General features: G+C 61.3%; 26 protein-coding genes. 15 read left to right on the top strand and 11 right to left on the bottom strand.

Features of this window, described 5'->3' with window-relative positions:
• From E0702_RS04605 to E0702_RS04595, 3 genes are all read left to right on the top strand, one after another.
• A partial coding sequence (locus E0702_RS04605; protein WP_132041790.1) for an aldehyde dehydrogenase family protein occupies positions 1–135 on the top strand: 135 nt, incomplete at its 5' end.
• Positions 136–289: 154 nt separating this feature from the next.
• A complete protein-coding gene (locus E0702_RS04600) occupies positions 290–1,681 on the top strand; it encodes an FAD-dependent oxidoreductase (protein WP_132041789.1) in 1,392 nt (463 codons plus the stop codon).
• A gap of 98 nt (positions 1,682–1,779) precedes the next feature.
• Positions 1,780–2,682: an EamA family transporter gene (locus tag E0702_RS04595; protein ID WP_132041788.1), complete on the top strand. Its 903-nt coding sequence runs from the start codon at positions 1,780–1,782 to the stop codon at positions 2,680–2,682.
• A 106-nt stretch (positions 2,683–2,788) separates the two neighbouring features.
• Here the strand turns inward: E0702_RS04595 and E0702_RS04590 are convergent, their stop codons facing one another.
• From E0702_RS04590 to ribA, 3 genes are all read right to left on the bottom strand, one after another.
• Positions 2,789–3,340 (bottom strand): cysteine hydrolase family protein, encoded by a 552-nt coding sequence (locus E0702_RS04590; RefSeq protein WP_132041787.1) that lies wholly within the window; start codon positions 3,338–3,340, stop codon positions 2,789–2,791.
• A gap of 138 nt (positions 3,341–3,478) precedes the next feature.
• Complete coding sequence (locus tag E0702_RS04585; protein WP_240721669.1) at positions 3,479–4,363, bottom strand: GlxA family transcriptional regulator; 885 nt, start codon at positions 4,361–4,363, stop codon at positions 3,479–3,481.
• Between the two features lie 248 nt (positions 4,364–4,611).
• A complete protein-coding gene (ribA, locus tag E0702_RS04580; protein ID WP_132041785.1) occupies positions 4,612–5,247 on the bottom strand; it encodes a GTP cyclohydrolase II in 636 nt (211 codons plus the stop codon).
• Positions 5,248–5,385: 138 nt separating this feature from the next.
• Between ribA and hemE the strand changes: the two genes are divergently transcribed.
• Positions 5,386–6,462 (top strand): uroporphyrinogen decarboxylase, encoded by a 1,077-nt coding sequence (gene hemE / locus E0702_RS04575; RefSeq protein WP_132041784.1) that lies wholly within the window; start codon positions 5,386–5,388, stop codon positions 6,460–6,462.
• Positions 6,455–6,847: a VanZ family protein gene (locus E0702_RS04570; RefSeq protein ID WP_132041783.1), complete on the top strand. Its 393-nt coding sequence runs from the start codon at positions 6,455–6,457 to the stop codon at positions 6,845–6,847. The genes hemE and E0702_RS04570 overlap by 8 nt, the downstream gene beginning before the upstream one ends.
• 44 nt (positions 6,848–6,891) lie before the next feature.
• Here E0702_RS04570 and E0702_RS04565 read toward each other — a convergent pair whose 3' ends face one another.
• Positions 6,892–7,377, bottom strand: a complete 486-nt coding sequence (locus E0702_RS04565) for a hypothetical protein (RefSeq protein ID WP_132041782.1) — start codon at positions 7,375–7,377, stop codon at positions 6,892–6,894.
• Between the two features lie 203 nt (positions 7,378–7,580).
• On the opposite strand from E0702_RS04565, the gene E0702_RS04560 reads away from it, so the two are divergent.
• A complete protein-coding gene (locus E0702_RS04560) occupies positions 7,581–8,009 on the top strand; it encodes a host attachment protein (protein ID WP_132041781.1) in 429 nt (142 codons plus the stop codon).
• Between the two features lie 72 nt (positions 8,010–8,081).
• Here the strand turns inward: E0702_RS04560 and E0702_RS04555 are convergent, their stop codons facing one another.
• Positions 8,082–9,008: a LysR family transcriptional regulator gene (locus E0702_RS04555; RefSeq protein WP_132041780.1), complete on the bottom strand. Its 927-nt coding sequence runs from the start codon at positions 9,006–9,008 to the stop codon at positions 8,082–8,084.
• Positions 9,009–9,151: 143 nt separating this feature from the next.
• Here E0702_RS04555 and E0702_RS04550 point away from each other — a divergent pair, with 143 nt between their 5' ends.
• Entirely contained in the window at positions 9,152–9,928 is a 777-nt protein-coding gene (locus tag E0702_RS04550) for a ferredoxin--NADP reductase (protein ID WP_132041779.1), read from the top strand.
• Positions 9,929–10,157: 229 nt separating this feature from the next.
• On the opposite strand, the gene glnK is transcribed toward E0702_RS04550, so the two are convergent.
• From glnK to E0702_RS04530, 3 genes are all read right to left on the bottom strand, one after another.
• Positions 10,158–10,496, bottom strand: a complete 339-nt coding sequence (glnK, locus tag E0702_RS04540) for a P-II family nitrogen regulator (RefSeq protein WP_023004277.1) — start codon at positions 10,494–10,496, stop codon at positions 10,158–10,160.
• 143 nt (positions 10,497–10,639) lie between these two features.
• Positions 10,640–11,890, bottom strand: a complete 1,251-nt coding sequence (locus E0702_RS04535) for an ammonium transporter (RefSeq protein ID WP_132041778.1) — start codon at positions 11,888–11,890, stop codon at positions 10,640–10,642.
• A gap of 78 nt (positions 11,891–11,968) precedes the next feature.
• Positions 11,969–12,307 carry a P-II family nitrogen regulator gene (locus E0702_RS04530; protein ID WP_132041777.1) on the bottom strand — a complete coding sequence of 113 codons (339 nt, stop codon included), beginning with the start codon at positions 12,305–12,307 and terminating at the stop codon, positions 11,969–11,971.
• Positions 12,308–12,576: 269 nt separating this feature from the next.
• Between E0702_RS04530 and E0702_RS04525 the strand changes: the two genes are divergently transcribed.
• Together E0702_RS04525 and E0702_RS04520 are read left to right on the top strand one after the other, a co-directional pair.
• Complete coding sequence (locus tag E0702_RS04525; RefSeq protein WP_132041776.1) at positions 12,577–12,936, top strand: accessory factor UbiK family protein; 360 nt, start codon at positions 12,577–12,579, stop codon at positions 12,934–12,936.
• 71 nt (positions 12,937–13,007) lie between these two features.
• Positions 13,008–14,510: a YifB family Mg chelatase-like AAA ATPase gene (locus tag E0702_RS04520; protein WP_132041775.1), complete on the top strand. Its 1,503-nt coding sequence runs from the start codon at positions 13,008–13,010 to the stop codon at positions 14,508–14,510.
• Between the two features lies 1 nt (position 14,511).
• On the opposite strand, the gene E0702_RS04515 is transcribed toward E0702_RS04520, so the two are convergent.
• Both E0702_RS04515 and E0702_RS04510 read right to left on the bottom strand, forming a co-directional pair.
• A complete protein-coding gene (locus tag E0702_RS04515) occupies positions 14,512–15,000 on the bottom strand; it encodes a hypothetical protein (RefSeq protein WP_132041774.1) in 489 nt (162 codons plus the stop codon).
• Complete coding sequence (locus E0702_RS04510) at positions 14,997–15,980, bottom strand: alpha/beta hydrolase (RefSeq protein ID WP_132041773.1); 984 nt, start codon at positions 15,978–15,980, stop codon at positions 14,997–14,999. Before E0702_RS04510 ends, E0702_RS04515 begins: the two co-directional genes overlap by 4 nt.
• Before the next feature lie 232 nt (positions 15,981–16,212).
• Here E0702_RS04510 and E0702_RS04505 point away from each other — a divergent pair, with 232 nt between their 5' ends.
• Together E0702_RS04505 and E0702_RS04500 are read left to right on the top strand one after the other, a co-directional pair.
• Positions 16,213–18,387 carry a malate synthase G gene (locus E0702_RS04505; RefSeq protein WP_132041772.1) on the top strand — a complete coding sequence of 725 codons (2,175 nt, stop codon included), beginning with the start codon at positions 16,213–16,215 and terminating at the stop codon, positions 18,385–18,387.
• A 181-nt stretch (positions 18,388–18,568) separates the two neighbouring features.
• A complete protein-coding gene (locus E0702_RS04500) occupies positions 18,569–18,982 on the top strand; it encodes a PaaI family thioesterase (protein WP_132041771.1) in 414 nt (137 codons plus the stop codon).
• A 6-nt stretch (positions 18,983–18,988) separates the two neighbouring features.
• Here E0702_RS04500 and E0702_RS04495 read toward each other — a convergent pair whose 3' ends face one another.
• Positions 18,989–19,372 (bottom strand): DUF423 domain-containing protein, encoded by a 384-nt coding sequence (locus E0702_RS04495; RefSeq protein ID WP_132041770.1) that lies wholly within the window; start codon positions 19,370–19,372, stop codon positions 18,989–18,991.
• Between the two features lie 138 nt (positions 19,373–19,510).
• Between E0702_RS04495 and trmB the strand changes: the two genes are divergently transcribed.
• The 4 genes from trmB (at position 19,511) to E0702_RS04475 (ending at position 24,017) form a co-directional block, all read left to right on the top strand.
• Complete coding sequence (trmB, locus tag E0702_RS04490) at positions 19,511–20,251, top strand: tRNA (guanosine(46)-N7)-methyltransferase TrmB (RefSeq protein ID WP_132041769.1); 741 nt, start codon at positions 19,511–19,513, stop codon at positions 20,249–20,251.
• 314 nt (positions 20,252–20,565) lie between these two features.
• Positions 20,566–21,060: a ubiquinone anaerobic biosynthesis accessory factor UbiT gene (gene ubiT / locus E0702_RS04485; RefSeq protein ID WP_132041768.1), complete on the top strand. Its 495-nt coding sequence runs from the start codon at positions 20,566–20,568 to the stop codon at positions 21,058–21,060.
• 38 nt (positions 21,061–21,098) lie between these two features.
• A complete protein-coding gene (locus tag E0702_RS04480) occupies positions 21,099–23,210 on the top strand; it encodes an adenosylcobalamin-dependent ribonucleoside-diphosphate reductase (RefSeq protein ID WP_132041767.1) in 2,112 nt (703 codons plus the stop codon).
• A gap of 54 nt (positions 23,211–23,264) precedes the next feature.
• Positions 23,265–24,017, top strand: a complete 753-nt coding sequence (locus tag E0702_RS04475) for a ribonucleoside-diphosphate reductase (protein WP_132041766.1) — start codon at positions 23,265–23,267, stop codon at positions 24,015–24,017.
• Positions 24,018–24,048 lie beyond the last annotated feature (31 nt).

The following is a 24,048-nucleotide window of genomic DNA, read 5'->3' as shown; positions in this document are numbered from 1 at the left end:
CCGGCGCATGCGGCCTTCGGCGGCTACAAGAAGTCCGGTGTCGGTCGCGAGACCCACAAGGTGGCTCTCGAGCATTATCAGCAGACCAAGAACCTGTTGGTCAGCTATGACATCAATCCGCTGGGCTTCTTCTAAGGCTTAATGTTCTATATAAAAGCGATGGTAATTGAATAAAAGTTTAATGAAAAACTTCGGTTATCATCGCATATTTTAATATCATTTTCCTTGTGTTTAATCTGGCCTTTCAAGGTTTAATTTCTTGATGATAAGTTATGCGGAGGGAGCTTAAATGCGACCATATTGGATAAAGAAAGCTCTAGATGAAGAAGAGATTTTAGAATGCCCTCCGTTAGAGAATGATATTGAGGCCGACGTATGTATCGTTGGCGGGGGATACACTGGCCTATGGACGGCCATAATGATTAAAGAACAGTCGCCAGATGTTGATGTGGTGGTTGTTGAAGCCGATGTTTGTGGTGCTGGTGCTAGTGGGCGAAATGGTGGCTGTGCACTCACATGGTCAGCAAAATACTTTACTCTTGAAAAGCTATTTGGAGAAGAAGAGGCTGTACGGCTTGTAAAAGAGTCAGAGGAAAGTATTTATTCAATAGGTAAGTTTTGTGAAAAATATGAAATTGATGCTGATTTTTTGCTGGACGGGACTCTTTATACGGCAACTAATTCATCTCAGCTAGGAGCCAATGACAGTGTAATTTCTGCCCTTGAGAGCCAGGGGGTAAACTCATTTCGCAAACTTTCGCTTTCCGATGTTAAAAAGATGTCTGGGTCGGATAAAAATATAGAAGCATGGTACTCACCTGTTGCCGCGACTGTACAGCCAGGAAAGCTTGTTCGGGGGATGCGAAAAGTTGCCATTGAGTTAGGTGTCAAAATATTTGAAAGCACTCCCATGTTGAAGCTGGAAGAGGGTGTGCCAGCAACGGTTGTAACGCCTAGTGGAAATGTAAGGGCTGAAAAAATAGTTTTGGGCATCAACGCGTGGATGGCGCGTTCATTTCCTCGCTTCGAGCGTACGATCGCTATTGTCTCTAGTGACATGATTATTACTGAGTCCTGTCCAGAAGTTCTGGAAAAAATTGGATTAACAAGTGGGGTGAGCGTCCTGGATTCAAGAACATTTGTTCACTACTATCACAGAACACCAGATGGGAGGATTATGCTAGGAAAGGGGGGTAATACTTTTTCTTATGGAGGAAAGGTTTCTCCAGTTTTCGATAAGCCCTCTCCCTATAGAAATTATCTCCATAAAAGTCTTGTAAGCTTTTTCCCTGAGCTGAGTGGGGTAGAGATTGAAGCGTCTTGGAATGGTGCTTCAGATCGTTCAGTAACTGGGTTGCCATTCTTTGGAAAGCTAAATAATAGCAGTAATATTTTTTATGGATTTGGTTATTCTGGAAATGGAGTTGGACCATGCCATATGGGCGGTCAAATCCTATCGTCTTTAGTTTTAGGTTTGGATAATGATTGGGTGAAATCACCACTTGCTAGAGGACCTTTGGGTTACTTTCCGCCAGAACCTTTCCGTTATTTTGGATCATTGATGGTCCGAAATGCAATTAGGCGTAAAGAATACGCGGAAGATGTAGAGAGAAAGCCAAAATTCTATGATATACGATTATCAAAACTCGCCGCGGCAGCAGGTAAGTCGGATAAAAGTTAAAAAACTATTTATTAGAACAGGGGCTTGCAGCCCCTTTTTTATTTTTTTGGTTTGTCTTTAGATTTTTAATGAGAGCTCTCTTTTTCAAGAGGTGTAAGATGTCTTTAACTGCAATTATTATTGTTGTTATTTCCGCTGCACTTCATGCTGGGTGGAACGCTGTAGGAAAGTTTTATCAAGCATCTGGTACTGCTTTTCTACTCTCTGCAACCACAGCTGCTTCAGTGTTGCTTACACCTTATATAGTATGGTTTGGCACAAGGTTCCCTGTAGAAGAGATTTCCATCCAGTTTTGGTGGATTTTGGTTGTTAGTGGGCTGTGCCAAATGGTGTACTTAACGGGGCTTGTGTACGCTTATAAAAATGCAGATGTGGGTATTGTCTATCCTCTGGCGCGTGGCTTTCCAGTTTTACTAGTTGGAGCTGCGATATTTCTTATGGGGTATTCTGTCAGCAGTAACCAGTGGATAGGTTTTTTTGTATTATTTATTGGCTGTATTTTTCTTCCTGTGACCAGTTTAAAGGAGTTAAGGTTTAGAGACTATTTACAGCCAGGGATCCTTTGGGCTAGTATTGCAGCACTTGGCACAGCAGGATATTCAGTTCTCGATAAAGAAGCTTTGAATGTTTTAACTCATGCTATGGGACTGTATGTTTCGAATGAATATTCTGCCATTTACTATCTGGCATTGCAGTATTGGGCCATGTCAGTTCCGATTGCCTTATGGATGATTTGCACTCGTCAATACCAACAATTTGAAACAGCCTGGTCAATAAAAGGAGTTGCTTCAATAGCTGGAATCATGATGTCAACTACTTATGGGCTTGTATTAGTGGCAATGAGCTTTACTGAAAATGTTAGCTTGGTTGTTGCTCTACGGCAAGTTAGTATTATATTTGGACTTGTTATAGGTGTTTTTTGGCTAGGGGAGAGGTTTTATATCCCCAGATTTTTTGGTGCTTTATTTATTATTGTTGGGCTAATGGTTGCGCTAACTTGACTTTCTTAGGAGTTGAAAGCCCCCTGCTTTCATCATGTTATATTGCTATGAAAAATTAAGAGGGCTTGCAGATAATCGGGTTTAAGATGGAGGATGTCAGAGCTAACTATTTCGTACCCAAGTATGATTCCGTTGAAGTCACGGTGCCATAGCCGAACTCAAATGCCGCCATCGTTGCCGCTTGCACCTGCGCCGCAGGTACAGTCACGCCGTTGAAATCTAGGTCCAGCGTAGTGCAAGCGTCGTGTAGCACTGTGACTGGGTAACCCATATCAACTGCAGCGCGCACGCAGGCATCGATACACATGTGACTCATAGCACCCACAATGACTAGTTCTTCAACACCGTGAGCATCGAGCTGCTGCTTGAGGTCTGTACCGCGAAATGCGTTGATGTGGTTTTTGACGATGACTGTCTCATTATCGGCTGGAAGAAGATTAGGTTGTATTTCTACGCCCTCTGTGCCTGGTACAAATGCCGGCGCTTCACCATTGGCGAATTCATGTCGAATGTGAATAATGGGGATGTTTTTATCTCTAGCATCGAAAAGAACCTTGGCTGCGTTGTCTGCTACAGTCTCGATGTTATTCAGGGGTAGCTTACCAGTTGGAAGATACTCTTTCTGCAGGTCAATGATGATCAAACCAAGATTTTTCAAGGTGCAACTCCATCGATGGATTGGGAGATGTTATGTTTGCCTATGTGTGGCATGAGGGGAAGTGGCGGAAACGACATTTTTGGTGTCAATGACGCCATCAGTTGTTGCCAAACTGAAGTGGAATAGACCTGGTTTTTATTATTCGCTCTGAATTTTTGTGAAAAAGCGTTGCCGATACGCACTAGGTGACAGGCCTACAATGCGTGTAAAGATCTTACGGAAGGCACCAGTATCGTTATAACCGACTTGCCATGCTATTTTTTCAATAGTTGTTTTTTCGAATTGTAATAACTCACGGGCTTGGCCTATGCGTAGTTGTTGGCAGTACTCTGTCGTTGTCATGCCTGTGGCCTTTCGGAAGCGGCGCATGAAGGTGCGCTCTTCCAAGCCTGCCCGTGCTGCCAAGGAGGGTAATACCACGCTCTTGGCTTGGGTTGCCTGTAGCCAGTGTTGCACTTTGAGTATCGCACTATCTCCATGGGTCAAACGAGGCGAAAAGGCGCTATAGTAGCGCTGCTCCCGACCGGGAGGGTCTACAACTAACATACGCGACATCTCGACCATTACAGTTGGACCCAGTAAGCGATCCACCAGCTTTAATCCTAAGTCTGTCCAAGCCATAAGGCCACCAGCAGTAATGACGTCCCCGTCATCAATAAGTAACTGGTCGGCGTCTACATGTATATTGGTGTGGCGAAGCTGAAGTAAATCGGCATAAGTCCAGTGGGTTGTCATTCTGCGGCCGGCCATTATACCTGTTGCGGCTAGCGGGAAGGCTCCGGCGCACACGGACCCCAGTACGGCTCCGTCTGCATGCCGTTGGTGAAGCCACTTCGAAAGAGCCGACGCTTTATCCTCTTTGTGTGGCTCGTTCAGGGTGGGTGGTAGGATTAACGCTGATAACACGGAGGGCGCGCCTGGGGCGCTATTAAAAATGCACACGGGTGGAGTATCTGCAGCACTTTGTTGCCAATGTGTGACCAGTAATGGGGGAGCGGGGCTCTGAAGACGCGATGATGCCATACGGCTAGCGACACAAAAGAGGTCGGTCAGGCCTAACACAGCTGCTTGTTGCACTCCAGGATATAGCACCAAACCTATTTCGAGCGTCTGCGCTTTATCCATTTGGCTCAACGCCCCTTTTCGAAGAAGATAACGGCATTTTCATTTTTTCTGGGTTGTATAAAGCTAAACTCGCAGAAGTGAATTAATAATGACTTAGTCCTCCACATCCTCAAGGCACTTATAGTAACTTCGAGGATGGAGTAGTGTCATGGTTTCTGCTTGTTACTGGTCTCCTCTACCGGGGTAAAGTCGCCCAGCACCATCATGTGCCCCAGCTTGCCGGCCTTGGTGGAGAGGTAGTGCTCGTTGTGGGGGTTGAGGCCGGTGGTCAGCGGCACCCGCTCCGCGACGTTGATGCCGGCCTGGCTCAGGGCGTCTACCTTGCGCGGGTTGTTGGTCATCAGGCGCAGGGCCGCGATGCCCAGATGCTCGAGCATCGGCACGCAGAGGTCATAGCGGCGCAGGTCGGCGGCAAACCCCAGTCGCTCGTTGGCCTCCACGGTATCGGCGCCCTGGTCCTGGAGGTGGTAGGCGCGAATCTTGTTGAGCAGCCCGATGCCGCGCCCCTCCTGGCGCAGATAGAACAGCACCCCGCGGCCCTCCTCGGCGATGCGCTTGAGTGCCTCCTGCAGCTGGTAGCCGCAGTCGCAGCGCATCGAGAAGAGCGCATCGCCGGTCAGACACTCTGAGTGCACCCGACCCAGCACCGGCTGGCCATCGGCCACGTCGCCCAGGGTCAGGGCGATATGATCCTTGCCGGTGGCCTCGTCTTCGAAACCGTGCATGGTGAAGGTCGCCCAGGGGGTGGGCAGCCGGGAGGCGGCGATAAAGCGAATCGTCACGGGTTACCTCGTTATCAGGCCGCGGGCGGCGCCGCTGGAGTAGGACGCCATTCTATCAGGAAGGCGAGCGAGGCTCACGACCGGGGCGCAGGGATCGGGTACAATGCAGAATACATTTCATCGTGGATGACCTTCTGCATGGAACTCAAGAACGATCGCTTTCTGCGCGCCCTGGCGCGTCAGCCGGTGGACCGCACTCCGGTCTGGATGATGCGTCAGGCAGGTCGCTATCTGCCGGAGTATCGCGCCGCCCGCGCCGACGCCGGCAGCTTCATGGATCTGTGTCGCAATCAGGACCTGGCCTGTGAGGTCACCCTGCAGCCGCTGGAGCGCTTCCCGCTGGATGCCGCGATCCTCTTCTCGGACATTCTCACGATTCCCGATGCCATGGGGCTGGGGCTCTACTTCGAGACGGGCGAGGGGCCCAAGTTCCGCAAGCCGATACGCACCGCCGAAGAGGTGGCGGCGCTCAGCGCGCCCGACGCCGAGCGCGATCTCGACTACGTGATGCGGGCGGTCTCCACCATCCGTCGCGAGCTGAACGGGCGGGTACCGCTGATCGGCTTCTCCGGCAGTCCCTGGACGCTGGCGACCTATATGGTCGAAGGCAGCTCCAGCAAGGACTTCCGCCACGTCAAGACCATGCTCTATGACACGCCCAGCGTGATGCATGATCTGCTCGACACCCTGGCCACGGCCGTGACCGACTACCTCAACGCTCAGATCCGCGCGGGTGCACAGGCGGTGCAGATCTTCGATACCTGGGGGGGTGTCCTCACTACGCCGGCCTATCTGGAGTTCTCGCTGCGCTACATGGAGCAGATCGTCGCCGGACTGATCCGTGAGCATGAGGGGCGTCGGGTACCGGTGATCCTGTTTACCAAGAACGGCGGCCACTGGCTCGAGGAGATCGTTCAGGCCGGTTCCGATGCGGTGGGTCTGGACTGGAGCACCGAACTCTCCAGTGCCCGCGCTCGGGTGGGCGACAAGGTGGCCCTGCAGGGCAATCTCGACCCCAACGTGCTGTTCGCTCGCCCGTCGGCGATTCGTGCCGAAGTCGGCCGCATCCTTGAAAGCTACGGGGAAGGGCCTGGGCATGTCTTCAACCTGGGGCACGGTATCAGTCAGTTCACCAACCCTGATAACGTCACCGCCTTCATGGAGGCGTTGCACGACCTGAGCCCGGCCTATCACCGCAATATCTCCCATGGCTGAATGGGCAGGGCTTGCTGGCCTGAGACGACTGCACGACCGGCGCCGCCTATGGGCGGCGCTGGCCGTTGTGGCGGCGCTGATTATCGTCATCGGTAGTCTGACACCGGGCAACGAGATGCCAAGGCAGTTGCCCTGGGACAAGCTCAATCACTTCATCGGATATGCGGGTCTGGCGGGGCTGCTCGGCCTGGCCGGCGTGCGCCTGCCAGTTACCCTGCTGCTCGTCGTCGGCTTCGGAGGCATTATCGAGTTCGCCCAGCTTCTGGTACCGGGGCGTAGCGGCGGCGACTGGGCCGATATCCTGGCCAACGGCCTCGGTGCCGCAACGGCCGTGCTACTGTTGGCCGGCTTGCGCCGGCTGTTGTGTGCCGCACGACCAGAGTGAAGAGAGGGTGACGGGATGTCGGCCAAGCATGACGGATCGAAGGATCAGCGGCGCGTTGCTCCACCCGGGGGCTCGTCATAAGGGGCGTCAACGGAGTCCGGCGTGGGCTTGCGGCCGCTGCGGGAGCGTAGCGGCTCGGCGGGTCGGGTTACCCGGGGGCTGCCCACCGCATCGTCCGTGGCGGTCAGTGGACGCGCCTCGCTGGTCCAGGCGGACTGAGGGTCATGCACCGCCGGACGGCGCTCCCAGGAGCGGGTGATGACCGGACCGGCGCGGAGCTGGCCGGCCAGATGGTGGGGCAGCAGCGAGAGCTCGGCCACCAGGCGCAGCAGCATGGCGGCCAGCAGCCACAGGCCGGCGCCCATTGCCAGGACGGGCCAGCCTTCCTGCCAGGTCGTGGCGGCCAGCCAAGGGGTGCGGGGGGCGAGCCACAGCCCTGCACCGAGGGCGAGGCCGCCCTGCAGCAGCAGATGACAGGCGAGCAGGGTGCCGCGGGATAACGGGCGGCGGGGGAACAGTAGCTGACGCATCGGGGCCTCCCGGGCCACATCGTGGCGATAGGTGTGCCGGCATCCCTGCCGGTCAGTGGAAATGCTACCCCAGAACAGACACCGCTGCAGTTGTCGCCATTTACCGTCGGTGCGGGTTGACCCGCGTCAAGGCGCTTGCCATTGTTGAACCATAGCGGTCGGCGTGGCGCCGGCCGTCGTTCCACCGGTATCAAGGAGTGACTATGACAACTTATATCGTGGTGGCGGATGCGGCGCGGGCACGGATCTTCACTCGTGACGCGCTCAAGCTGGTCGAGCAGGAGAGCCTGGTGCATGCGGCGAATCGGCTGCATGAGGGTGACCTGGTCACGGATCGCGGTTCCGACGTACATGAGTCGACGTCAACCAGTTCGCGCTCTTCCGGTGGCGAGAGCACGGCGCGTACCCATGAAGAGCAGGTGTTCGCCAAGCAGGTTGCCGAACGGCTCTATCGGGCACGCGTCGACAACAGCCTGGAGAAGCTGATTCTGGTGGCCCCGGCCCGCTTTCTCGGTCAATTACGTGACAAGCTCGACGCTCCCACCGCGAAGTTGGTGATTCACTCCCTGACCAAGGATTTTACCAAGGCGGGTCTCGAAGAGATTCAAGAAGCGGTCAGCGATATGCGCTGATCACTCGACTGATCCTCGGGTGTATTCATCGGGCCCGGCACTGCCGGGCCCGATGTTGTTGAAATGCAGCGTTCAGGGCACCTTCGGCAGGTCAATCTGGTCGCTGCGGGTGGCGCCCTCGGTCATCTGTCGGCATAGCTTGAGAAACTCACGCATGCCGGAGTCGAGATACTTGTGGCGGTGCCAGATGAAGGTGAACTGACGGCTAAGGTCCAGCTCCGGCGTGGCGATGGGCACCAGGCTGCCGCGCCGGAAGGCATCACGTAGCGCGAGCCGGGAGACACAGCCGATGCCCAGGCCTGACTCCACCGCGCGCTTGATCCCCTCGGTGTGCTCAAGTTCCAGCAGCACATTGAAGCGACTGCGCCGATGACGGGCCGCCTGCTCCAGGGTCAGACGCGTCCCCGACCCCTCTTCGCGCATGATCCAGGCCTCGTGCAGTAGTCGCCCCAGTTCCACCTCTCCGGCCGTTGCGAGGGGATGACGGGGCGAACAGAACACCACCAGTTCATCCTCCACCCAGGGTTGGGAGATCACGTCCTCCTCCTCGCACTGGCCCTCGATCAAGCCCAGGTCCAACCGATGGTGGCGCACGCTATCGACGATGGTGCGGGTGTTGCGCACCGCCAGGCGGACCCGACTACCGGGATGGCGCTGCATGAAGTCGCTGATCAGCAGGGTGGCCAGGTAGTTGCCGATGGTCAGGGTGGCACCCACATCGAGCACACCAATGCCCTGCTGACCATGGAGCAGCTCCTCGACCTCCTCGGCGCGATCCAGCAGCGCTACCGCCTTGGGCAGCAGCTGAAAGCCCAGGGCGTTGAGGCGCAGGCGCTTACCGTGGCGATCCAGCAACTGGCAGTCGAATTGCTTTTCCAGCTCGGCGAGGGCGCTGCTGGCGGCAGACTGGGAGAGCGCCAGGGCACGAGCCGCTCGGGACACGCTCTCGTGCTGGGCCACCGCGACGAAAACCTCCAGCTGGCGAAGGGTAAAACGCATGGACAAGCTCCGATGACCTATATCAATGCTGTCAATAAAGGTTATTTATACAATCCATTTAACAGATAACGCCTCCTGCCTTAGAATTCAAACCAAATCTTTATCCAATATCTATTCTTTTTTGGAATATGAAAGGTGCCGGTATGAGCAAGTTTGCCCTCGAAGAGGTTCTCAGCGTCCATCACTGGAACGATACCCTGTTCAGCTTTCGCACCACTCGCGAGCGCAGCCTGCGTTTCAAGAATGGTCAGTTTGTGATGATCGGGCTGGAAGTGAGCGGCAAACCTCTTATGCGCGCCTACTCGATCGCCAGCCCCAATTATGAGGATCACCTCGAGTTCTTCAGCATCAAGGTGCCCGATGGCCCCCTGACCTCACGACTCCAGCACCTCGCCGTGGGCGACCAGATCATGGTGAGCCGCAAGCCCACCGGCACCCTGGTCACCGATGACCTGCTGCCCGGGCGCAATCTCTACCTGCTCTCCACCGGCACTGGCCTGGCTCCGTTCATGAGTCTGATTCAGGACCCCGAGGTCTATGAACGCTTCGAGAAGGTGGTGCTGGTGCATGGCGTGCGCAACGTCAGCGAGCTGGCCTATGCCGACTTTATCCAGCAGGAGCTGCCGGCCCATGAATATCTGGGCGAGGAGATCAGCGAAAAGCTTGTCTACTATCCGACGGTGACCCGTGAAACCTTCCATACCATGGGCCGGCTGACCGATCATATCCGCAGTGGCAAGCTCGCCGAGGACACCGGCCTGCCGGCACTGGATCCCAAGCAAGATCGCGCCATGATCTGCGGCAGCCCCTCTATGCTGGAGAGCACCAGCGAGCTGCTCGACGAGCTGGGCTTCAAGATCTCGCCACGCATGGGAGAGCCCGGTGACTACGTGATCGAGCGGGCGTTTGTCGAGAAGTAAGCCGAAAGCTGGAAGAGCGGCGCTTCGCGCCTGGAAGCTGGAAGAAAAGCCGCCCCCGTGGCTCTTGCCACGGGGGCGGTGTCGTTAAGTCTGGCTTCGAGCTTCGAGCCTAGACCGCGTCCTTGCCGGTTTCGCAGGTGCGGATCCGGATCACCTGCTCCAGCGGTGTCACGAAGATCTTGCCGTCACCGAGCTTGCTGAAGATATAAGCGCCACGCTGGTGATGGCCTTAGACGGCGTCTTTGCCGGTTTCGCCGGTGCGGATCCGGATCACCTGCTCCAGCGGTGTCACGAAGATCTTGCCGTCACCGATCTTGCCGGTATTCGCCACGCTGGTGATGGCGTCGATCACCTTCTCGGCCATCTCGTCATCCACGGCGACCTCGAGCTTGACCTTGGGCAGGAAGTCCACCACGTACTCGGCGCCACGGTAGAGTTCGGTATGACCCTTCTGACGGCCGAAGCCCTTCACCTCGGTGACGGTGATGCCCTGTACGCCGATCTCCGAGAGGGACTCCCTGACGTCGTCGAGCTTGAAGGGTTTGATGATGGCGGTCACCAGTTTCATGATTGGTTCCTCGTCGGTTCCTGGGCGGACGTGCCGCCGTCGATAGGCGGGTTGCTTCTAGGATACACGCCGCCGGCGGGGAAGAAAAAAAGCCCCCATTCGGGGGCAAGTGGAGCACGCCTGCTCACTTCGGTGCATGGCCTTCACTGCTTGGCCACGCTGAACTCGGGGTAGGCCTCCATGCCGCATTCGGCCAGGTCGACACCCGCATACTCCTCCTCCTCGCTGACCCGGATGCCGATCAGCGCCTTGAGGAGGCTCCAGACCCCCAGGCTGGTCAGGAAGACCCAGGCGAAGATCCCGACGATGCCGAGCAGCTGGGCGCCGATGCTGGCCCCGCCATTGCTGAGCGGCACCGCCAGCAGGCCCCAGATGCCGACCACCCCATGCACCGAGATGGCACCGACCGGGTCATCTATCTTCAGCTTGTCGAGGGCCACGATGGCGGCGATCACGATGGCCCCACCCACGGCGCCGATCAGGGCGGCGCCCGGTGCGGTGGGAGCCAGCGGTTCGGCGGTGATGGCCACCAGGCCGGCCAGGGCACCATTGAGGGTCATGGTCAGGTCGGCCTTGCGGAACCATAGCTTGGCCACGATCAGGGCGGCGATGACCCCGCCGGCAGCGGCGGCGTTGGTGTTGACCAGCACCTGGGCGACGTTGTTGGCGGAGGCCACGTCGGAGATCTTCAGCTCCGAGCCACCGTTGAAGCCGAACCAGCCCATCCACAGGATGAAGGTACCCAGGGTGGCCAGCGGCAGGTTGGCGCCGGGAATGGCGTAGACGCTGCCGTCCTTGCCGTACTTGCCTTTGCGCGGGCCGAGCACCAGAACACCGGCCAGGGCCGCCGCCGCACCGGCCATATGCACGATGCCGGAGCCGGCGTAGTCGGAGAAGCCGGCGGCGGAGAGCCAGCCACCGCCCCAGGTCCAGTAGCCCGAGACCGGATAGATCAGGCCGGTCATCACCACGGCGAAGGCCAGGAAGGCCCATAGCTTCATGCGCTCGGCCACGGCGCCGGAGACGATCGACATGGCGGTGGCCACGAATACCACCTGGAAGAAATAGTCGGCGCGCATGGCGTAGTAGGGGGCGTCATCGCCGCCGGTCAGCACGGCATCCACGCCGTTCTCACTGCCCAGCAGTCCACCGATGCTGGGAAGAATGCCGCCATCGGGGCTTGCGTACATGATGTGATAGCCCACCAGCAGATACAGGGTGCAGGCGATGGCAAACAGGGCGATGTTCTTGGTAAGGATCTCGGCGGTGTTCTTGGCGCGCACAAGACCCGCCTCGAGCATGGCGAAACCGGCGGCCATCCACATCACCAGCACGCCGCAGATCAGGAAGTAGAAGGTATCGAGCGCATAGCTCAGTTCGATCAGGTCACTCATGGGGCTTTCTCCAGACAGTTAAGCCGCAGGCGCCTCCAGGCAGGTAAGTGGCAGGCGACTTCAGGTGGGTCGCGGCGATCAGACGGCATCGGTGCCGCGTTCGCCGGTGCGGATGCGGATCACCTCCTCGAGGGCGGTGACGAACACCTTGCCGTCGCCGATCTTGCCGCTGCCGGCGGCGGTACAGATGGCGTCGAGCACGTCCTCCAGACGCTCGTCTTCCACGGCGATCTCGAGCTTCACCTTGGGCAGGAAGTCGACAACATACTCGGCGCCGCGATAGAGCTCGGTATGCCCCTTCTGGCGTCCGAAGCCCTTGACCTCGGTAACGGTGATGCCCTGCACGCCGTTGTCGGCGAGTGCTTCGCGGACGTCGTCCAGCTTGAAGGGCTTGATGATCGCGCTGATCAGCTTCATGGCCTGTCTCCTCGTTGGCGATGAGAGGCGACCCGATGGGGTGGCTGATCAGCACCATGCGCATGGCATGCCAGCGAACAGAAAGTCCATCCAATATCAGCATGTTGCGTAACCGCTCTCGGCCAAGAGCGGCTCCTTGTCAGGCCGTCTAACAGGCCCATGCTCTGTGATGGTGCCGAGGCTCATGCCATATGCCCTGCAAGAGGGCATGCGTCCCGGAGGTGCCACGCGTATCCTGTAGGCCATCATTCCCAATCAGGAGAATCACCATGGTGACCCACGACAGAATCGGCCGGCTGGCCCAGCAGATTGGCGAGCGTCTTCAGGGGGCTTCCCAGGCGCCCGAAGAGGTGCAGAAAGGTGTCCAGCAGGTGGTGAGGGGCGCCTTCGACCGCCTGGAGCTGGTCTCACGCGAGGACTTCGATATCCTGATGGACGTGCTGCAGCGCACCCGAGCCAGGGTCGAGTCGCTGGAGCAGCAGGTGGCGGCCCTGGAGGCACTGGTGGAGGCCCAGGCCGGCGGTGATACCGTCTCCCGTGATGCCGGCTCCGCCGACAAGCCCCAGCCCACTGCTACGGACAAGGCGTCGACCCCTCCTGAAGAAGGCGCCGGCGAAGCGGGACGCTGAGACGCGCGTTCCCTCGCTGGCCCTCGCTGGCTAGGCTAGCCTGAAGGCATTCCATTCGCGAGGGAGCGCCCATGACGCTGGCGATCGTGCACACCCGGGCCGGCCTCGGTCTTGAGGCACCCGAGGTGCAGGTGGAAGTGCACCTCTCCAACGGCCTGCCCAGCATGACGCTGGTCGGCCTGCCGGAGACGGCGGTGAAGGAGAGCCGGGAGCGGGTGCGCAGCGCCCTGGTCAATGCCGGTTTCGAATACCCGCTGCGGCGTATCACCCTCAACCTGGCTCCCGCCGACCTGCCCAAGGAGGGTGGTCGCTTCGATCTGCCCATCGCCCTGGGGCTGCTGCTCGCCTCGGGACAGCTGCCTCCCGCCTGTCTGGAGAACACCGAGAGCGTCGGCGAGCTGGCGCTGGACGGTGCACTTCGCCGTGTGGAGGGGGTGTTGCCGCTGGCCCTGGCGGCGCGTCGTGCGGGGCGGAGGCTGATCGTGCCATGGGCCAATGCCGATGAGGCGGCGCTGGCCGGTGAGCTTGAGGTACTGCCCGCCGATCATCTGCTCGAGGTGGTGGCCCACCTGCTGGGCCAGACTCCGATCACGCCCCATCGCTTGATGCGCCCGCCCGAGGCGACACGGCCGCTGCCCGACCTGGCCGAGGTACGCGGACAGTTTCAGGCCCGCCGCGCCCTGGAGGTGGCCGCCGCCGGCGGCCACAACCTGCTCTTCGCCGGCCCGCCCGGCACCGGCAAGACCATGCTGGCCAGTCGCCTGCCGGGCATCCTGCCGCCGCTGACCGACGAGGAGGCGCTGGAGGTGGCGGCGGTACGCTCGGTCAGCGGGCTGCCTCTGCGCGCCGAGTGGGGCCGTCGGCCCTTCCGCTCGCCGCATCATACCGCCAGCGCCGTGGCGCTGGTGGGCGGCGGTACGAGGCCGCGCCCCGGCGAGATCTCCCTGGCCCACCACGGCGTGCTGTTCCTCGATGAGCTACCGGAGTTTCCGCGTCATGTGCTGGAGGTGATGCGCGAACCCATGGAGTCGGGGCGTATCCATATCGCTCGGGCCAGCCACGAGCGCCGCTATCCGGCGCGCTTCCAGCTGGTGGCGGCGATGAATCCCTGCCCCTGTGGTCACCTGGGCGATCCGCGCCAGGCCTGTCACTGCACGGCGGCACAGATCCAGCGCTACCAGTCGCGCCTCTCGGGTCCACTGCTCGATCGTATCGACCTACAGGTGGAGGTGCCGGCGCTGCCGCCGGAGCAGTTGACCGCCAACCAGGCCGGCGAGGACTCCGCGACGGTCCGCCGGCGGGTGCTGGCCGCGCGCGAATGCCAGCTGGCGCGGGGTGCGCTCAATGCTCATCTGGCCGGGCGTGAACTGGAGGCGGCCTGTGGCCTCTCGGCGGCCGATCGCGCCTGGCTGGCCGAGGTGCTGGAACGGCTACGGCTCTCGGCGCGGGCCTACCATCGTGTGTTGCGGGTGGCCCTGACCCTGGCCGACCTGGCGGGGGCGTCAGCGCCGGAGCGTGAGCAGCTGATCGAGGCGGTGGGGTATCGCCAGCTCGACCGATTGCTGAAGGGGTGAGTTATAGCGCCGTGGCGTCCAGGGCCCCCTGGAGGCTGGCTTGCCAGCGAGCCGCTTCCTCGCCGGGGCGGCGCAGTGTCAGCTTCAGGCGGTAGGGCAGAAGCTCCCGGTCGGAGAGGGTGAGGCGTGGGCCGTCCGCCTCGAGGTGGCTCTCGAGCTGCCACTGATTATCACCGCCCTCGCTCAGGCCATCGCCCCAGTCGAGCACCTGAGGACCGTCGCTGACCGCCAGCAGGGCGCGAACCAGGCTCTCCTGGAAGCGTTCGTCCTCGATGCCGAGGCTGTCGTCGACTTCGGAGGGGGAGAGCAGCAGCACCTGGTCGCTCGGAGGGCGAGGGAGTTCCGGCGCGGCCATTACCCGCGTCGCGGCGCGCTCGCCAAGGTTGAACAGCGCCTGACGAATGGTGCTGTCGGGTCGCTCCGGGGCGCCGGCGCAGCCGGTGAGCAGCGCCAGCAGTGCCAGCAGGGTCAGGCGTGAGGGGGGGGTCATGGTGGCGTGTTCTCCGCTGCGGGGCTGGGGGCCAGGGCGTCGATGAAACGATCCAGATTGTCGAAGAGCGCCTGGCGGATGGGCTCCGCCTCATTGACCAGGTGGTGGCGTGCCTCGGGGTGTAGATGGACCTCGGCATTGGGGAATTTCTCCTTGAGTACCTCCAGGTTCCATACCCAGTCCACGGTCAGGTCCTGCTCTCCCTGCAGGATCAGGGTCGGCACCGGGGTGGGGGGCAGTGCCAGCAGGCGAGGCATCCAGCGACGCATGGCGCTGACCCAGTCCACCGCCAGGCGATCGGCCTGCAGCGGATCCTGCTCGCGAAGGAAGGTCGCGAATTCGGCATCGGTGGAGTTGTCGCGGAACTTGCGCGGGATGGAGCGCACGAAGGGTCCCACCAGCAGGTGAAGCCAGCTCGACTGCCGCCAGCCCCAGGGCCGCACCAGGGGGGCCAGCAGGGCCAGACCGGCCCAGTGGCTGTCCGTGCCGCGGGTCAGGGCGTCGGTGGCGAGTATTGCCGCCCCGGTGCTCTGGCCGATGCCCAGCCAGGGGTGGGGCGCCAGCCCTTCACGCTGCAGATGGTCCTGGAGGGCGCGCAGGCAGGCACCATAGTCGTCGAAGTCCTCGATGGAGGCGCGCCGGCCACTGGAGAGTCCGTGGCCGGGCAGATCCCAAAGCACCACCCGCCAGCCTCGATCGAGCAGTCTCTCCAGCAGGTGACGATAGAGTCCCAGGTGGTCGAAGTAGCCGTGAACCACGAAGACCGTGCCGATGGGCTCGGCGGGGCTCCATAGCGAGGCCCACAGGCGGAAGCCATCGGCGTCCAGGAAGCCCAGGTGCAACCCCACGTGTCTGGCGAGCAGCGGTGCCAGACCGTAGTGGCCCAGATAACGCTCCAGATGATCGCCACCAGGCAGCTCGGCCGAGGGGTCGACCTTGCGAAATGGGCCTAGCGCCTGCAGGGGGGTAAAGTCACTCATCAGATTCTCCACGGTGTTCCACCATGCTAGCGCCAAGCGCGAGGTGTCACCATGCGTGCCGGATGGGTCGGTCTTGCAGCATTATCTTTTGGTCGAGTCTCGCCGGGGAGGAGGCTCTCTTCGCTTTACATGTGGAAGTATTTTCCACAAACTGGTAGCTACGCAGTCACCCAACCCTGTTGATGGCAGCGCGGTGTGCACCCGCCGTCTGCCCCGTGTGAGGAGATTCACCATGACCCAGCGTGTCACACGCCACCGTCTCCAGGTGGCCGCCGAACTGGACCGCTTTATCAACGAGCAGGCGCTTCCGGGCACGGGCATCGATGCCGAGGCCTTCTGGGCCGGCGTCGACGCCCTCTTTCATGATCTGACCCCGAAGAACCGAGAACTGCTCGCCGAGCGCGACCGTCTTCAGGAGAAACTGGACGTCTGGCACCGTGAGAACCCGGGCCCGGTGCGTGATATGGCTGCCTATCGCGGCTTCCTCGAGGAGATCGGCTACCTGGTGGCATCTCCGGCTCAGGTTGAGGTGAGTACTGCCAACGTCGACCGCGAAGTCGCCGTCCAGGCAGGCCCTCAGCTGGTGGTGCCGGTCGACAATCCGCGTTACGCGCTGAACGCCGCCAACGCTCGCTGGGGCAGCCTCTACGACGCCCTCTATGGCACCGACGCCATCTCCGAGGACGATGGTGCCGAGAAGGGAAGCAGCTTCAACCCCAAGCGCGGCGAGAAGGTCATCGCCTACGCCCGAGGTGTGCTCGACCGTGCCGCGCCGCTGGCGACCGGCTCTCATCGCGACGCCACTCGGTATGCCCTGCGTGATGGCCATCTGGTGGTCACCCTGGAGGGAGGCCGCGAGACCGGGCTCAAGGACGCCGGCAAGCTGGTGGGCTTCAACGGCCCGGCGGAGAGCCCCGAGGCGATCCTGCTGAGCAATCACGGCCTGCATCTGGAGATCCAGATCGACCCGACCCACCCGATCGGCAAGACCGACCCGGCCGGCGTCAAGGACGTGATGGTCGAGGCTGCCCTGACCGCGATCATGGACTGTGAAGACTCCGTGGCGGCCGTGGATGCCGAGGACAAGGTCAGCGTCTACTCCAGCTGGCTGGGCCTGATGAAGGGCGATCTGCAGCAGGAGATGGAGAAGGGCGGCAAGACCTTTACCCGTCGCCTCAATGCCGACCGCACCTGGCAGAATACCGACGGTGACAGCATCACCCTGCCGGGTCGCTCGCTGATGTTCGTGCGTAACGTCGGCCATCTGATGACGACCCCCGCGGTACTCGACGCCGAAGGCAACGAGCTGCCTGAAGGCATCCTCGATGGCATCGTCACCAGCCTGGCGGCCCTGCACGATCTCAAGAAGGGCGAGGGCGACCTGCGCAACTCGCGTGAGGGCTCGGTCTATATCGTCAAGCCCAAGATGCATGGCCCCAGGGAAGTGGCGTTCTCCAACGAGCTGTTCGGCCGTATCGAGGACCTGCTGGGCATGGAGCGCGATACCCTCAAGATGGGCATCATGGACGAGGAGCGCCGCACATCGGTCAACCTCAAGGCCTGTATTGCCGAGGCGTCCTCCCGTGTCGTGTTCATCAATACCGGCTTCCTCGACCGCACCGGCGACGAGATGCACACCGCCATGGAAGCGGGCCCGATGATCCGCAAGGGTGACATGAAGGGCGCCGCCTGGATCCAGGCCTACGAGAAGAACAACGTTCAGGTGGGTCTGGCCTGTGGCCTGCGTGGCCGTGCCCAGATCGGCAAGGGCATGTGGGCGATGCCTGACCTGATGGCCGCCATGCTCGAACAGAAGATCGGTCACCCCAAGGCGGGTGCCAACACCGCCTGGGTACCGTCGCCCACCGCTGCGGCACTGCACGCCCTGCACTACCACCAGGTGGACGTCAGCGCGATTCAGCGCGAGATGGAAGCGCAGGGCGAGGCCGACTGTCTCGATGATCTGCTCACCGTGCCGGTCGCCGAAAACACCGACTGGAGCGATGAGGAGCTGCAGCAGGAGCTCGACAACAACTGCCAGGGCATCCTCGGTTACGTGGTGCGCTGGGTCGAGCACGGTGTGGGCTGCTCCAAGGTGCCGGACATCCACGATGTGGGCTTGATGGAGGACCGTGCCACGCTGCGCATCTCCAGCCAGCACATCGCCAACTGGCTGCACCATGGTGTGGTCGACGCCGCCCGCGTTGAGGAGACCCTAAAGCGCATGGCCAAGGTGGTCGACGAGCAGAATGCCGGTGACCCGGACTACACGCCGATGAGCGCGGACTTCGAGGGCTCCAGCGCCTTCCAGGCCGCCAGCGATCTGGTCTTCAAGGGCCGCGTACAGCCCTCCGGCTACACCGAGCCGCTGCTGCACCACTGGCGCGCCGTGGACAAGGCGAAGTAAGCAATCGGGACCTTGGCGTCTTCGGTCGAGGTTTCGATCGAGCGCCCCCGCGGTCATCATGCCGCGGGGGCGCTTTCGTTGATGAGTGTAGGGGGTGGCACTGTCGGCGTCGCGGCCAGTCGGCTAAGGTGGTGCCTGATGCACTCACCATCGTCACTCGCTACCGCAGGGAGGCCCCACCATGCCCGTGATGACAGCTGCCGCCATCGAAGACTTCCTCGACGAGGTTTTTCCCCAGCGAATCGGCACCATCGAGGCCGTCGATCATATGAAGGCCACCATGAGCCTGGCCATCGATGACGAGCATCTGCGTCCCGGTGCCAGCGTCTCCGGCCCTACCCTGATGGGCCTGGCCGACGTCTGCCTCTATGTGGCGATCCTCGCCGAGATCGGCCCCGAGCCCATGGCGGTGACCAGCGATCTGCATTGTCGCTTCCTGCGCCGCCCACGGGGCGATCGCGATATCATCGCCACCGCTCGCCTCCTCAAGCTGGGTCGTCGCCTGGCGGTGGGCGAGGTTCAGCTCTTCTCCGCCGGCCAGGAGGAGCCGGTGGCCCTGGTCACCGCCACCTATGCCCTGCCGGATCGTGACTGATGGGCCTCAGCCACGGGGCGGTGCGCGCAGAATCGCGGCCGCCAATGCCAGCCAACCACCGATCATCAGGGTGCCCCCGATCGGCGTGATGATCCCCAGCCGTGTCACACCGCTGAGTGCCATGGCGTAGAGCGAGCCGGAGAAGAGCGCGATGCCGGCCGCCCATAGCCCCATGGCCAGCCGTTGTCCGGGCAGGCGAGCGCTGCTGCGCCAGGCAAGCACCGCCAGCAGTGCCAGGGTATGCCACGCCTGGTAGCGCACCCCGGTCTCGAAGGCCGCCGACAGTCGTGGGGTCAGCTGCCCCTCCAGGGCGTGGGCGGCGAAGGCGCCGGCGATCACCACCAGGGCGCCGGAGAGCACCGCGGTCAGCCACCATCTCCTGTCCTGCATGGGGAGTCCTCGTTATCCATATAGAATCGGTCGCTACCGTACCCCGGACGAGAGTTAGCCGCTACAATACGCGCCCCCGATTTATCCAAGCCCAGAAAATCCGCCCAGAAGATTCCGTTCAGAGAGCAGTCCCGCGCCATGACCGACCCCCACCATGATGACAAGACGACCGGCCCGGAGGGAGCGGATGCCCCGCTGCATCGCCGCGGCATCAAGAGCTATGTCCTGCGCGCCGGGCGCATGACCCAGGCCCAGACCCGCGGGCTCGAGGAAGTATGGCCGCGACTCGGCCTGACCCTGGCCGACGGCCGCCAGGACCTCGATGTCCTGTTCGGCCGCGAAGCCCCTCGTGTGGTGGAGATCGGCTTCGGCATGGGGGCCTCGCTGGTGGAGCAGGCCGAGACTCATCCCGATACCGACTTCATCGGTATCGAGGTGCATGCGCCGGGTGTTGGCAAGCTGCTCGACGAGGTCGACAAGCGTGGCCTCACCAACCTGCGTGTCTACCGTGAGGATGCCCTGGCGGTGCTGGAGCAGTGCCTTCCCGAGGCGAGCCTGGATACCGTGCAGCTGTTCTTCCCGGATCCCTGGCCCAAGAAGAAGCACCACAAGCGGCGCATCGTTCAGCCCGCCTTTGTCGAACTGGTACGTACGCGGCTGAAGGCCGGTGGTACCTTCCACCTCGCCACCGACTGGGAAGCCTATGCCGAGTGGATGGCCGAAGTGATGGATGCCGCCGATGGCTTCGCCAATACCGCCGATGCCGATATCTCACCCTATGTGCCACGTCCGGCGTTTCGACCGCTGACCAAGTTCGAGGCCCGCGGCGAGAAACTGGGCCACGGGGTCTGGGATCTTATCTATCGTCGAGTTGGATGAAGCTGACGCTACTTCGCGGGGCCAGGCTGTCAAATGAAAATAGGTCATGATGCACCTCAGGTTTCACCAGATATGGGGCTTGCTGACCGGATATGGACTATATATGGTAGTCTGGCCGCGGGTAAGGATGAGGCCTGCCACCGACATGATGCATGTCAGTGCAGCCCCGGGAGCAGCGGCCTAGGATGAACGGTTCGGCGGCCTGGGGGCCTGTCGGATTTGACCGATCGCAACGAGAGATTCGGATTTCGGAGTAGATCAGCGTCAAGTCCGGCAGGCTCTTGGTCGCATGGTTCCCCTTCAGGAGAGTTGTCATGTCCCTGCCGTTGTTGCCTTTACCGTTACATGCCCTGCCGCATCCTCCCGCACCCGCCCAACTGATTCGCGCCATCGATCCGCGCGTGCCGGTCGGCATTAAGCGCCGTCTGGTGGAGCCGTTGCTCAATCGCACCTTCGCCGAGCCTCTGGCCGAGGGGGAGTTCGACGCCCTGGAGGGGCGCCGTATCACCCTGGCCATCGAGGACATCGGCATGTCGTTGACGCTCACCCAGGAGAACGAGCGCCTGCTGGTGTGTCATGAGCCCGGTGAGGCCACCATTCGCGGTGGCTGGCGAGAATTCCTCTGCCTGGCGACCCGGCGAGAGGATCCCGACGCGCTGTTCTTCCAGCGCCGGCTGCTGATCGAGGGCGACACCGAACTGGGCCTGATGGTCAAGAACCTGCTCGACGGACGCGAGGAGGGCTTGGCCCAGGGGCCCTTCGGCGAATTGCTGGTCCGCCTGGAGCGACTGGCAAGACGCACGAGCTGACATTTTTCGATTAACGTATTTCTTCCGGAGCCATCCGAATGAGCACTTCCACCAAGGCAGTGAAGTCATCCAACGAGGTGCCCCTGCAGGGGCCGTCCCGTGATATCTGGGACTCCAAGTACCGCCTCAAGGACCGTCACGGCAAGCCCGTGGACCAGGACGTGGCCGCCACCTGGGACCGCGTGGCCCGGGCACTCGCCGCGGTGGAAGGCAAACAGGCCGATGCCTGGCTGCCGAAGTTTCGCTGGGCGCTGGAGAATGGCGCCATTCCTGCCGGCCGCATCATGTCCAACGCCGGTGCCGAGGCCTACAAGCCGGCGGTAAGCCTGATCAACTGCACGGTATCGCGCACCATCCGCGACTCCATGCACGATATCCTCGGCTCGGTGGTGGATGCCGGCATGACCCTCAAGGCGGGCTGCGGTATCGGCTATGACTTCTCCACCCTGCGTCACAAGGGTGCCTTCGTGTTCGGCGCCGGGGCGGGCACCAACGGCCCCCTGGCGTTCATGGATATCTACGACAAGATGTGCTTCACGGTGGCCTCCGCCGGCGGTCGCCGCGGCGCCCAGATGGGCACCTTCGATGTCGGCCATCCCGATGTGCGCCAGTTCATCGAGGCCAAGCGCGAGGCGGGCCGCCTGCGCCAGTTCAACCTCAGCCTGCTGATCACCGATGAGTTCATGGAAGCGGTGAAGAACGACAGCGACTGGCCGCTGGCCTTCCCGCTGCATGCCGGCGAGAAGGATGACGTCGACGAGAGCGAGCTGATCTACCGGGACTGGCCGGTGGTGGAAGAGGGCTATACCGTCGATGCCGAGGGTCGTGTGGCCTGCCGTATCGTCGAGGTGATCAAGGCTCGCGAGCTGTGGGACACCATCATGAGCTCCACCTACGACTACGCCGAGCCGGGCTTCATCCTGATCGACCAGGTCAATCGCATGAACAACAACTGGTTCTGCGAGGAGATCCGCGCCACCAATCCCTGCGGCGAGCAGCCGCTGCCGCCGGAGGGCGCCTGCCTGCTGGGCTCGGTCAACCTGACCCGCTTCGTCATCGACCCCTTCGGCAAGAAGCCGCGCTTCGACTGGGCGCGCTACCGTGAGGTGGTGGCGATCTTTACCCGCATGCTGGACAACGTGGTGGAGATCAGTGGGCTGCCGCTCGAGGGGCAGCGCCGCGAGATCGAGGCCAAGCGTCGTCACGGCATGGGCTTTCTGGGCCTGGGCTCCACCCTGACCATGCTCAAGATTCCCTATGGTTCACCGGAGTCGCTCGCGTTCACCGAAGAGGTGAGCCGCAACCTGGCCATCGAGGGCTGGAAGCAGGCGCTCGAGCTCTCCCGCGAGAAGGGCATGGCACCCGCGCTCGCCGAGGATTACGAGATCACGCCGAAGATGCTGCGTGAGCGCCCCGAGCTCAAGAAGGACGGCTACGAGGTCGGCGACAAGGTCCCCGGTCGCATCCTGCATGCGCGCTACAGCCGCTACATGCAGAAGGTCGCCGAAGTGGAACCGGAACTGGTCGGCCAGCTGGCCGAGCACGGTGCGCGTTTCACCCACCACAGCTCCATCGCGCCGACCGGCACCATCTCGCTGTCGCTGGGCAACAATGCCTCCAACGGCATCGAACCATCGTTCTCGCACCGCTACTTCCGCAACGTCATCCAGGCGGGCAAGAAGACCAAGGAGCAGGTCGAGGTTGTTTCCTTCGAGCTGGCGGCCTATCGTCACTTCATCGCCGCCGATGCCGTGGAGAGTGACCTGCCGGACTACTTCATTACCGCCGATGCCGTCTCGCCGAAGCAGCACGTCGCGGTGCAGGCCGCCGCTCAGACGTGGGTCGATTCGGCGATCTCCAAGACGGTGAACGTGCCCACCGAGTTCCCCTTCGAGGAGTTCAAGGATCTCTACCTCGACGCCTACGCCAGCAAGCTGAAGGGCTGTACCACCTTCCGCTTCAACCCGGAAGCCTTCCAGGGGGTGCTGGTGCGCGAGGACGACCTCAAGAACACCACCTATGTGTTCGAGCTGGAGAACGGCGAGAGCGTCGAGCTGGCGGGTGACGAGAAGGTCATCTATGACGGTGAGGAGCACAATGCGGCCAACCTCTATGACGCGTTGAAGGAAGGCACCTATGGCAAGTGGTAAGCCGAGCCTTTCAGCTGCCGCGTGCCAACTGACAATTTATCGGAGGAGCCCCTGATGGCCGTCGAGATCAATTCCAAGATCGTTTCCTACAGCGTCAAGAAGGCGGTGGAAGAGCCACCGCTGGCCGAGGAGAACCCGCTCACGGTCCGCATTCCCTCGCGTCCCGAGGGGACCCTGGAGGCCGTGTCGGAGAAGATCTCCTATGTCGGCGCCGAAGGCCGCAAGAAGGTCTACCTGCTGGTGTCGTTCATGCCCGTCGAGGGCGTGCTCAACGGCAAGCGCGTGGTGATCGAGCGTCCGGTGGAGTTCTTCTTCCCCTCTGGCCAGCTCTCCAGCGAGCACCAGTGGATCACCGCTACCATGCGCAGCCTGTCGCTGGCGGCCCGTGGCGGCTATGTCACCCAGGCGGTGGCCGACCTGCGCAAGGTGGCCTGGGACAAGGGCCTGGTGCGCTGCGGCATGAACCGCTGGGGCAAGCCGATGTTCCACGACTCCGAGGTCGCGGCCATCGCCTGGTCGATCCAGCAGATCCTCTATCGGCGTGGTTTCCTCGACCAGGACGGCAACCAGGTCCCGGTGGAGGAGCTGGTGACGCGCTACGCCCAGCGTCAGGCCAGCGGCCACCTCTGGGTGCCGCCTACCGCGGAGGAGATCGAACAGGCCGAACGCAAGACCCAGGAGGCCGCCAAGGCCAAGGGCGATGGCCCCACCGTGGTCGGCCACTGCCCCGAGTGCAATGGTGAGCTGGTGATGATGGATGGCTGCCCCACCTGCTACTCCGGCTGCGGCTGGTCCAAGTGCGGATAACAGCAGTGCGGCCAGGCTGACCGCCAGCCTC

Origin of the sequence: Halomonas marinisediminis, assembly GCF_004347715.1 — a bacterium.
Taxonomy (GTDB): Bacteria; Pseudomonadota; Gammaproteobacteria; order Pseudomonadales; family Halomonadaceae; genus Halomonas; species Halomonas icarae.
Note: the sequence above shows the minus strand (reverse complement) of the source record. Positions and strands in the feature narration are given on the sequence as shown.

Excerpts from the sequence above, each read along its gene's own strand:
- E0702_RS04550 (WP_132041779.1), top strand. The coding sequence starts at position 9,152 with ATGAGCAAGTTTGCCCTCGAAGAGGTTCTCAGCGTCCATCACTGGAAC.
- ubiT (WP_132041768.1), top strand. The coding sequence starts at position 20,566 with ATGTCCCTGCCGTTGTTGCCTTTACCGTTACATGCCCTGCCGCATCCT.
- E0702_RS04555 (WP_132041780.1), bottom strand. The coding sequence starts at position 9,008 with ATGCGTTTTACCCTTCGCCAGCTGGAGGTTTTCGTCGCGGTGGCCCAG.
- E0702_RS04525 (WP_132041776.1), top strand. The coding sequence starts at position 12,577 with ATGGTGACCCACGACAGAATCGGCCGGCTGGCCCAGCAGATTGGCGAG.
- E0702_RS04560 (WP_132041781.1), top strand. The coding sequence starts at position 7,581 with ATGACAACTTATATCGTGGTGGCGGATGCGGCGCGGGCACGGATCTTC.
- E0702_RS04515 (WP_132041774.1), bottom strand. The coding sequence starts at position 15,000 with ATGACCCCCCCCTCACGCCTGACCCTGCTGGCACTGCTGGCGCTGCTC.
- glnK (WP_023004277.1), bottom strand. The coding sequence starts at position 10,496 with ATGAAACTGGTGACCGCCATCATCAAACCCTTCAAGCTCGACGACGTC.
- E0702_RS04570 (WP_132041783.1), top strand. The coding sequence starts at position 6,455 with ATGGCTGAATGGGCAGGGCTTGCTGGCCTGAGACGACTGCACGACCGG.
- hemE (WP_132041784.1), top strand. The coding sequence starts at position 5,386 with ATGGAACTCAAGAACGATCGCTTTCTGCGCGCCCTGGCGCGTCAGCCG.
- E0702_RS04585 (WP_240721669.1), bottom strand. The coding sequence starts at position 4,363 with ATGGCATCATCGCGTCTTCAGAGCCCCGCTCCCCCATTACTGGTCACA.
- E0702_RS04510 (WP_132041773.1), bottom strand. The coding sequence starts at position 15,980 with ATGAGTGACTTTACCCCCCTGCAGGCGCTAGGCCCATTTCGCAAGGTC.
- E0702_RS04600 (WP_132041789.1), top strand. The coding sequence starts at position 290 with ATGCGACCATATTGGATAAAGAAAGCTCTAGATGAAGAAGAGATTTTA.
- E0702_RS04505 (WP_132041772.1), top strand. The coding sequence starts at position 16,213 with ATGACCCAGCGTGTCACACGCCACCGTCTCCAGGTGGCCGCCGAACTG.
- E0702_RS04565 (WP_132041782.1), bottom strand. The coding sequence starts at position 7,377 with ATGCGTCAGCTACTGTTCCCCCGCCGCCCGTTATCCCGCGGCACCCTG.
- E0702_RS04535 (WP_132041778.1), bottom strand. The coding sequence starts at position 11,890 with ATGAGTGACCTGATCGAACTGAGCTATGCGCTCGATACCTTCTACTTC.
- E0702_RS04475 (WP_132041766.1), top strand. The coding sequence starts at position 23,265 with ATGGCCGTCGAGATCAATTCCAAGATCGTTTCCTACAGCGTCAAGAAG.
- E0702_RS04520 (WP_132041775.1), top strand. The coding sequence starts at position 13,008 with ATGACGCTGGCGATCGTGCACACCCGGGCCGGCCTCGGTCTTGAGGCA.
- E0702_RS04480 (WP_132041767.1), top strand. The coding sequence starts at position 21,099 with ATGAGCACTTCCACCAAGGCAGTGAAGTCATCCAACGAGGTGCCCCTG.
- E0702_RS04495 (WP_132041770.1), bottom strand. The coding sequence starts at position 19,372 with ATGCAGGACAGGAGATGGTGGCTGACCGCGGTGCTCTCCGGCGCCCTG.
- trmB (WP_132041769.1), top strand. The coding sequence starts at position 19,511 with ATGACCGACCCCCACCATGATGACAAGACGACCGGCCCGGAGGGAGCG.
- E0702_RS04530 (WP_132041777.1), bottom strand. The coding sequence starts at position 12,307 with ATGAAGCTGATCAGCGCGATCATCAAGCCCTTCAAGCTGGACGACGTC.
- E0702_RS04500 (WP_132041771.1), top strand. The coding sequence starts at position 18,569 with ATGCCCGTGATGACAGCTGCCGCCATCGAAGACTTCCTCGACGAGGTT.
- E0702_RS04595 (WP_132041788.1), top strand. The coding sequence starts at position 1,780 with ATGTCTTTAACTGCAATTATTATTGTTGTTATTTCCGCTGCACTTCAT.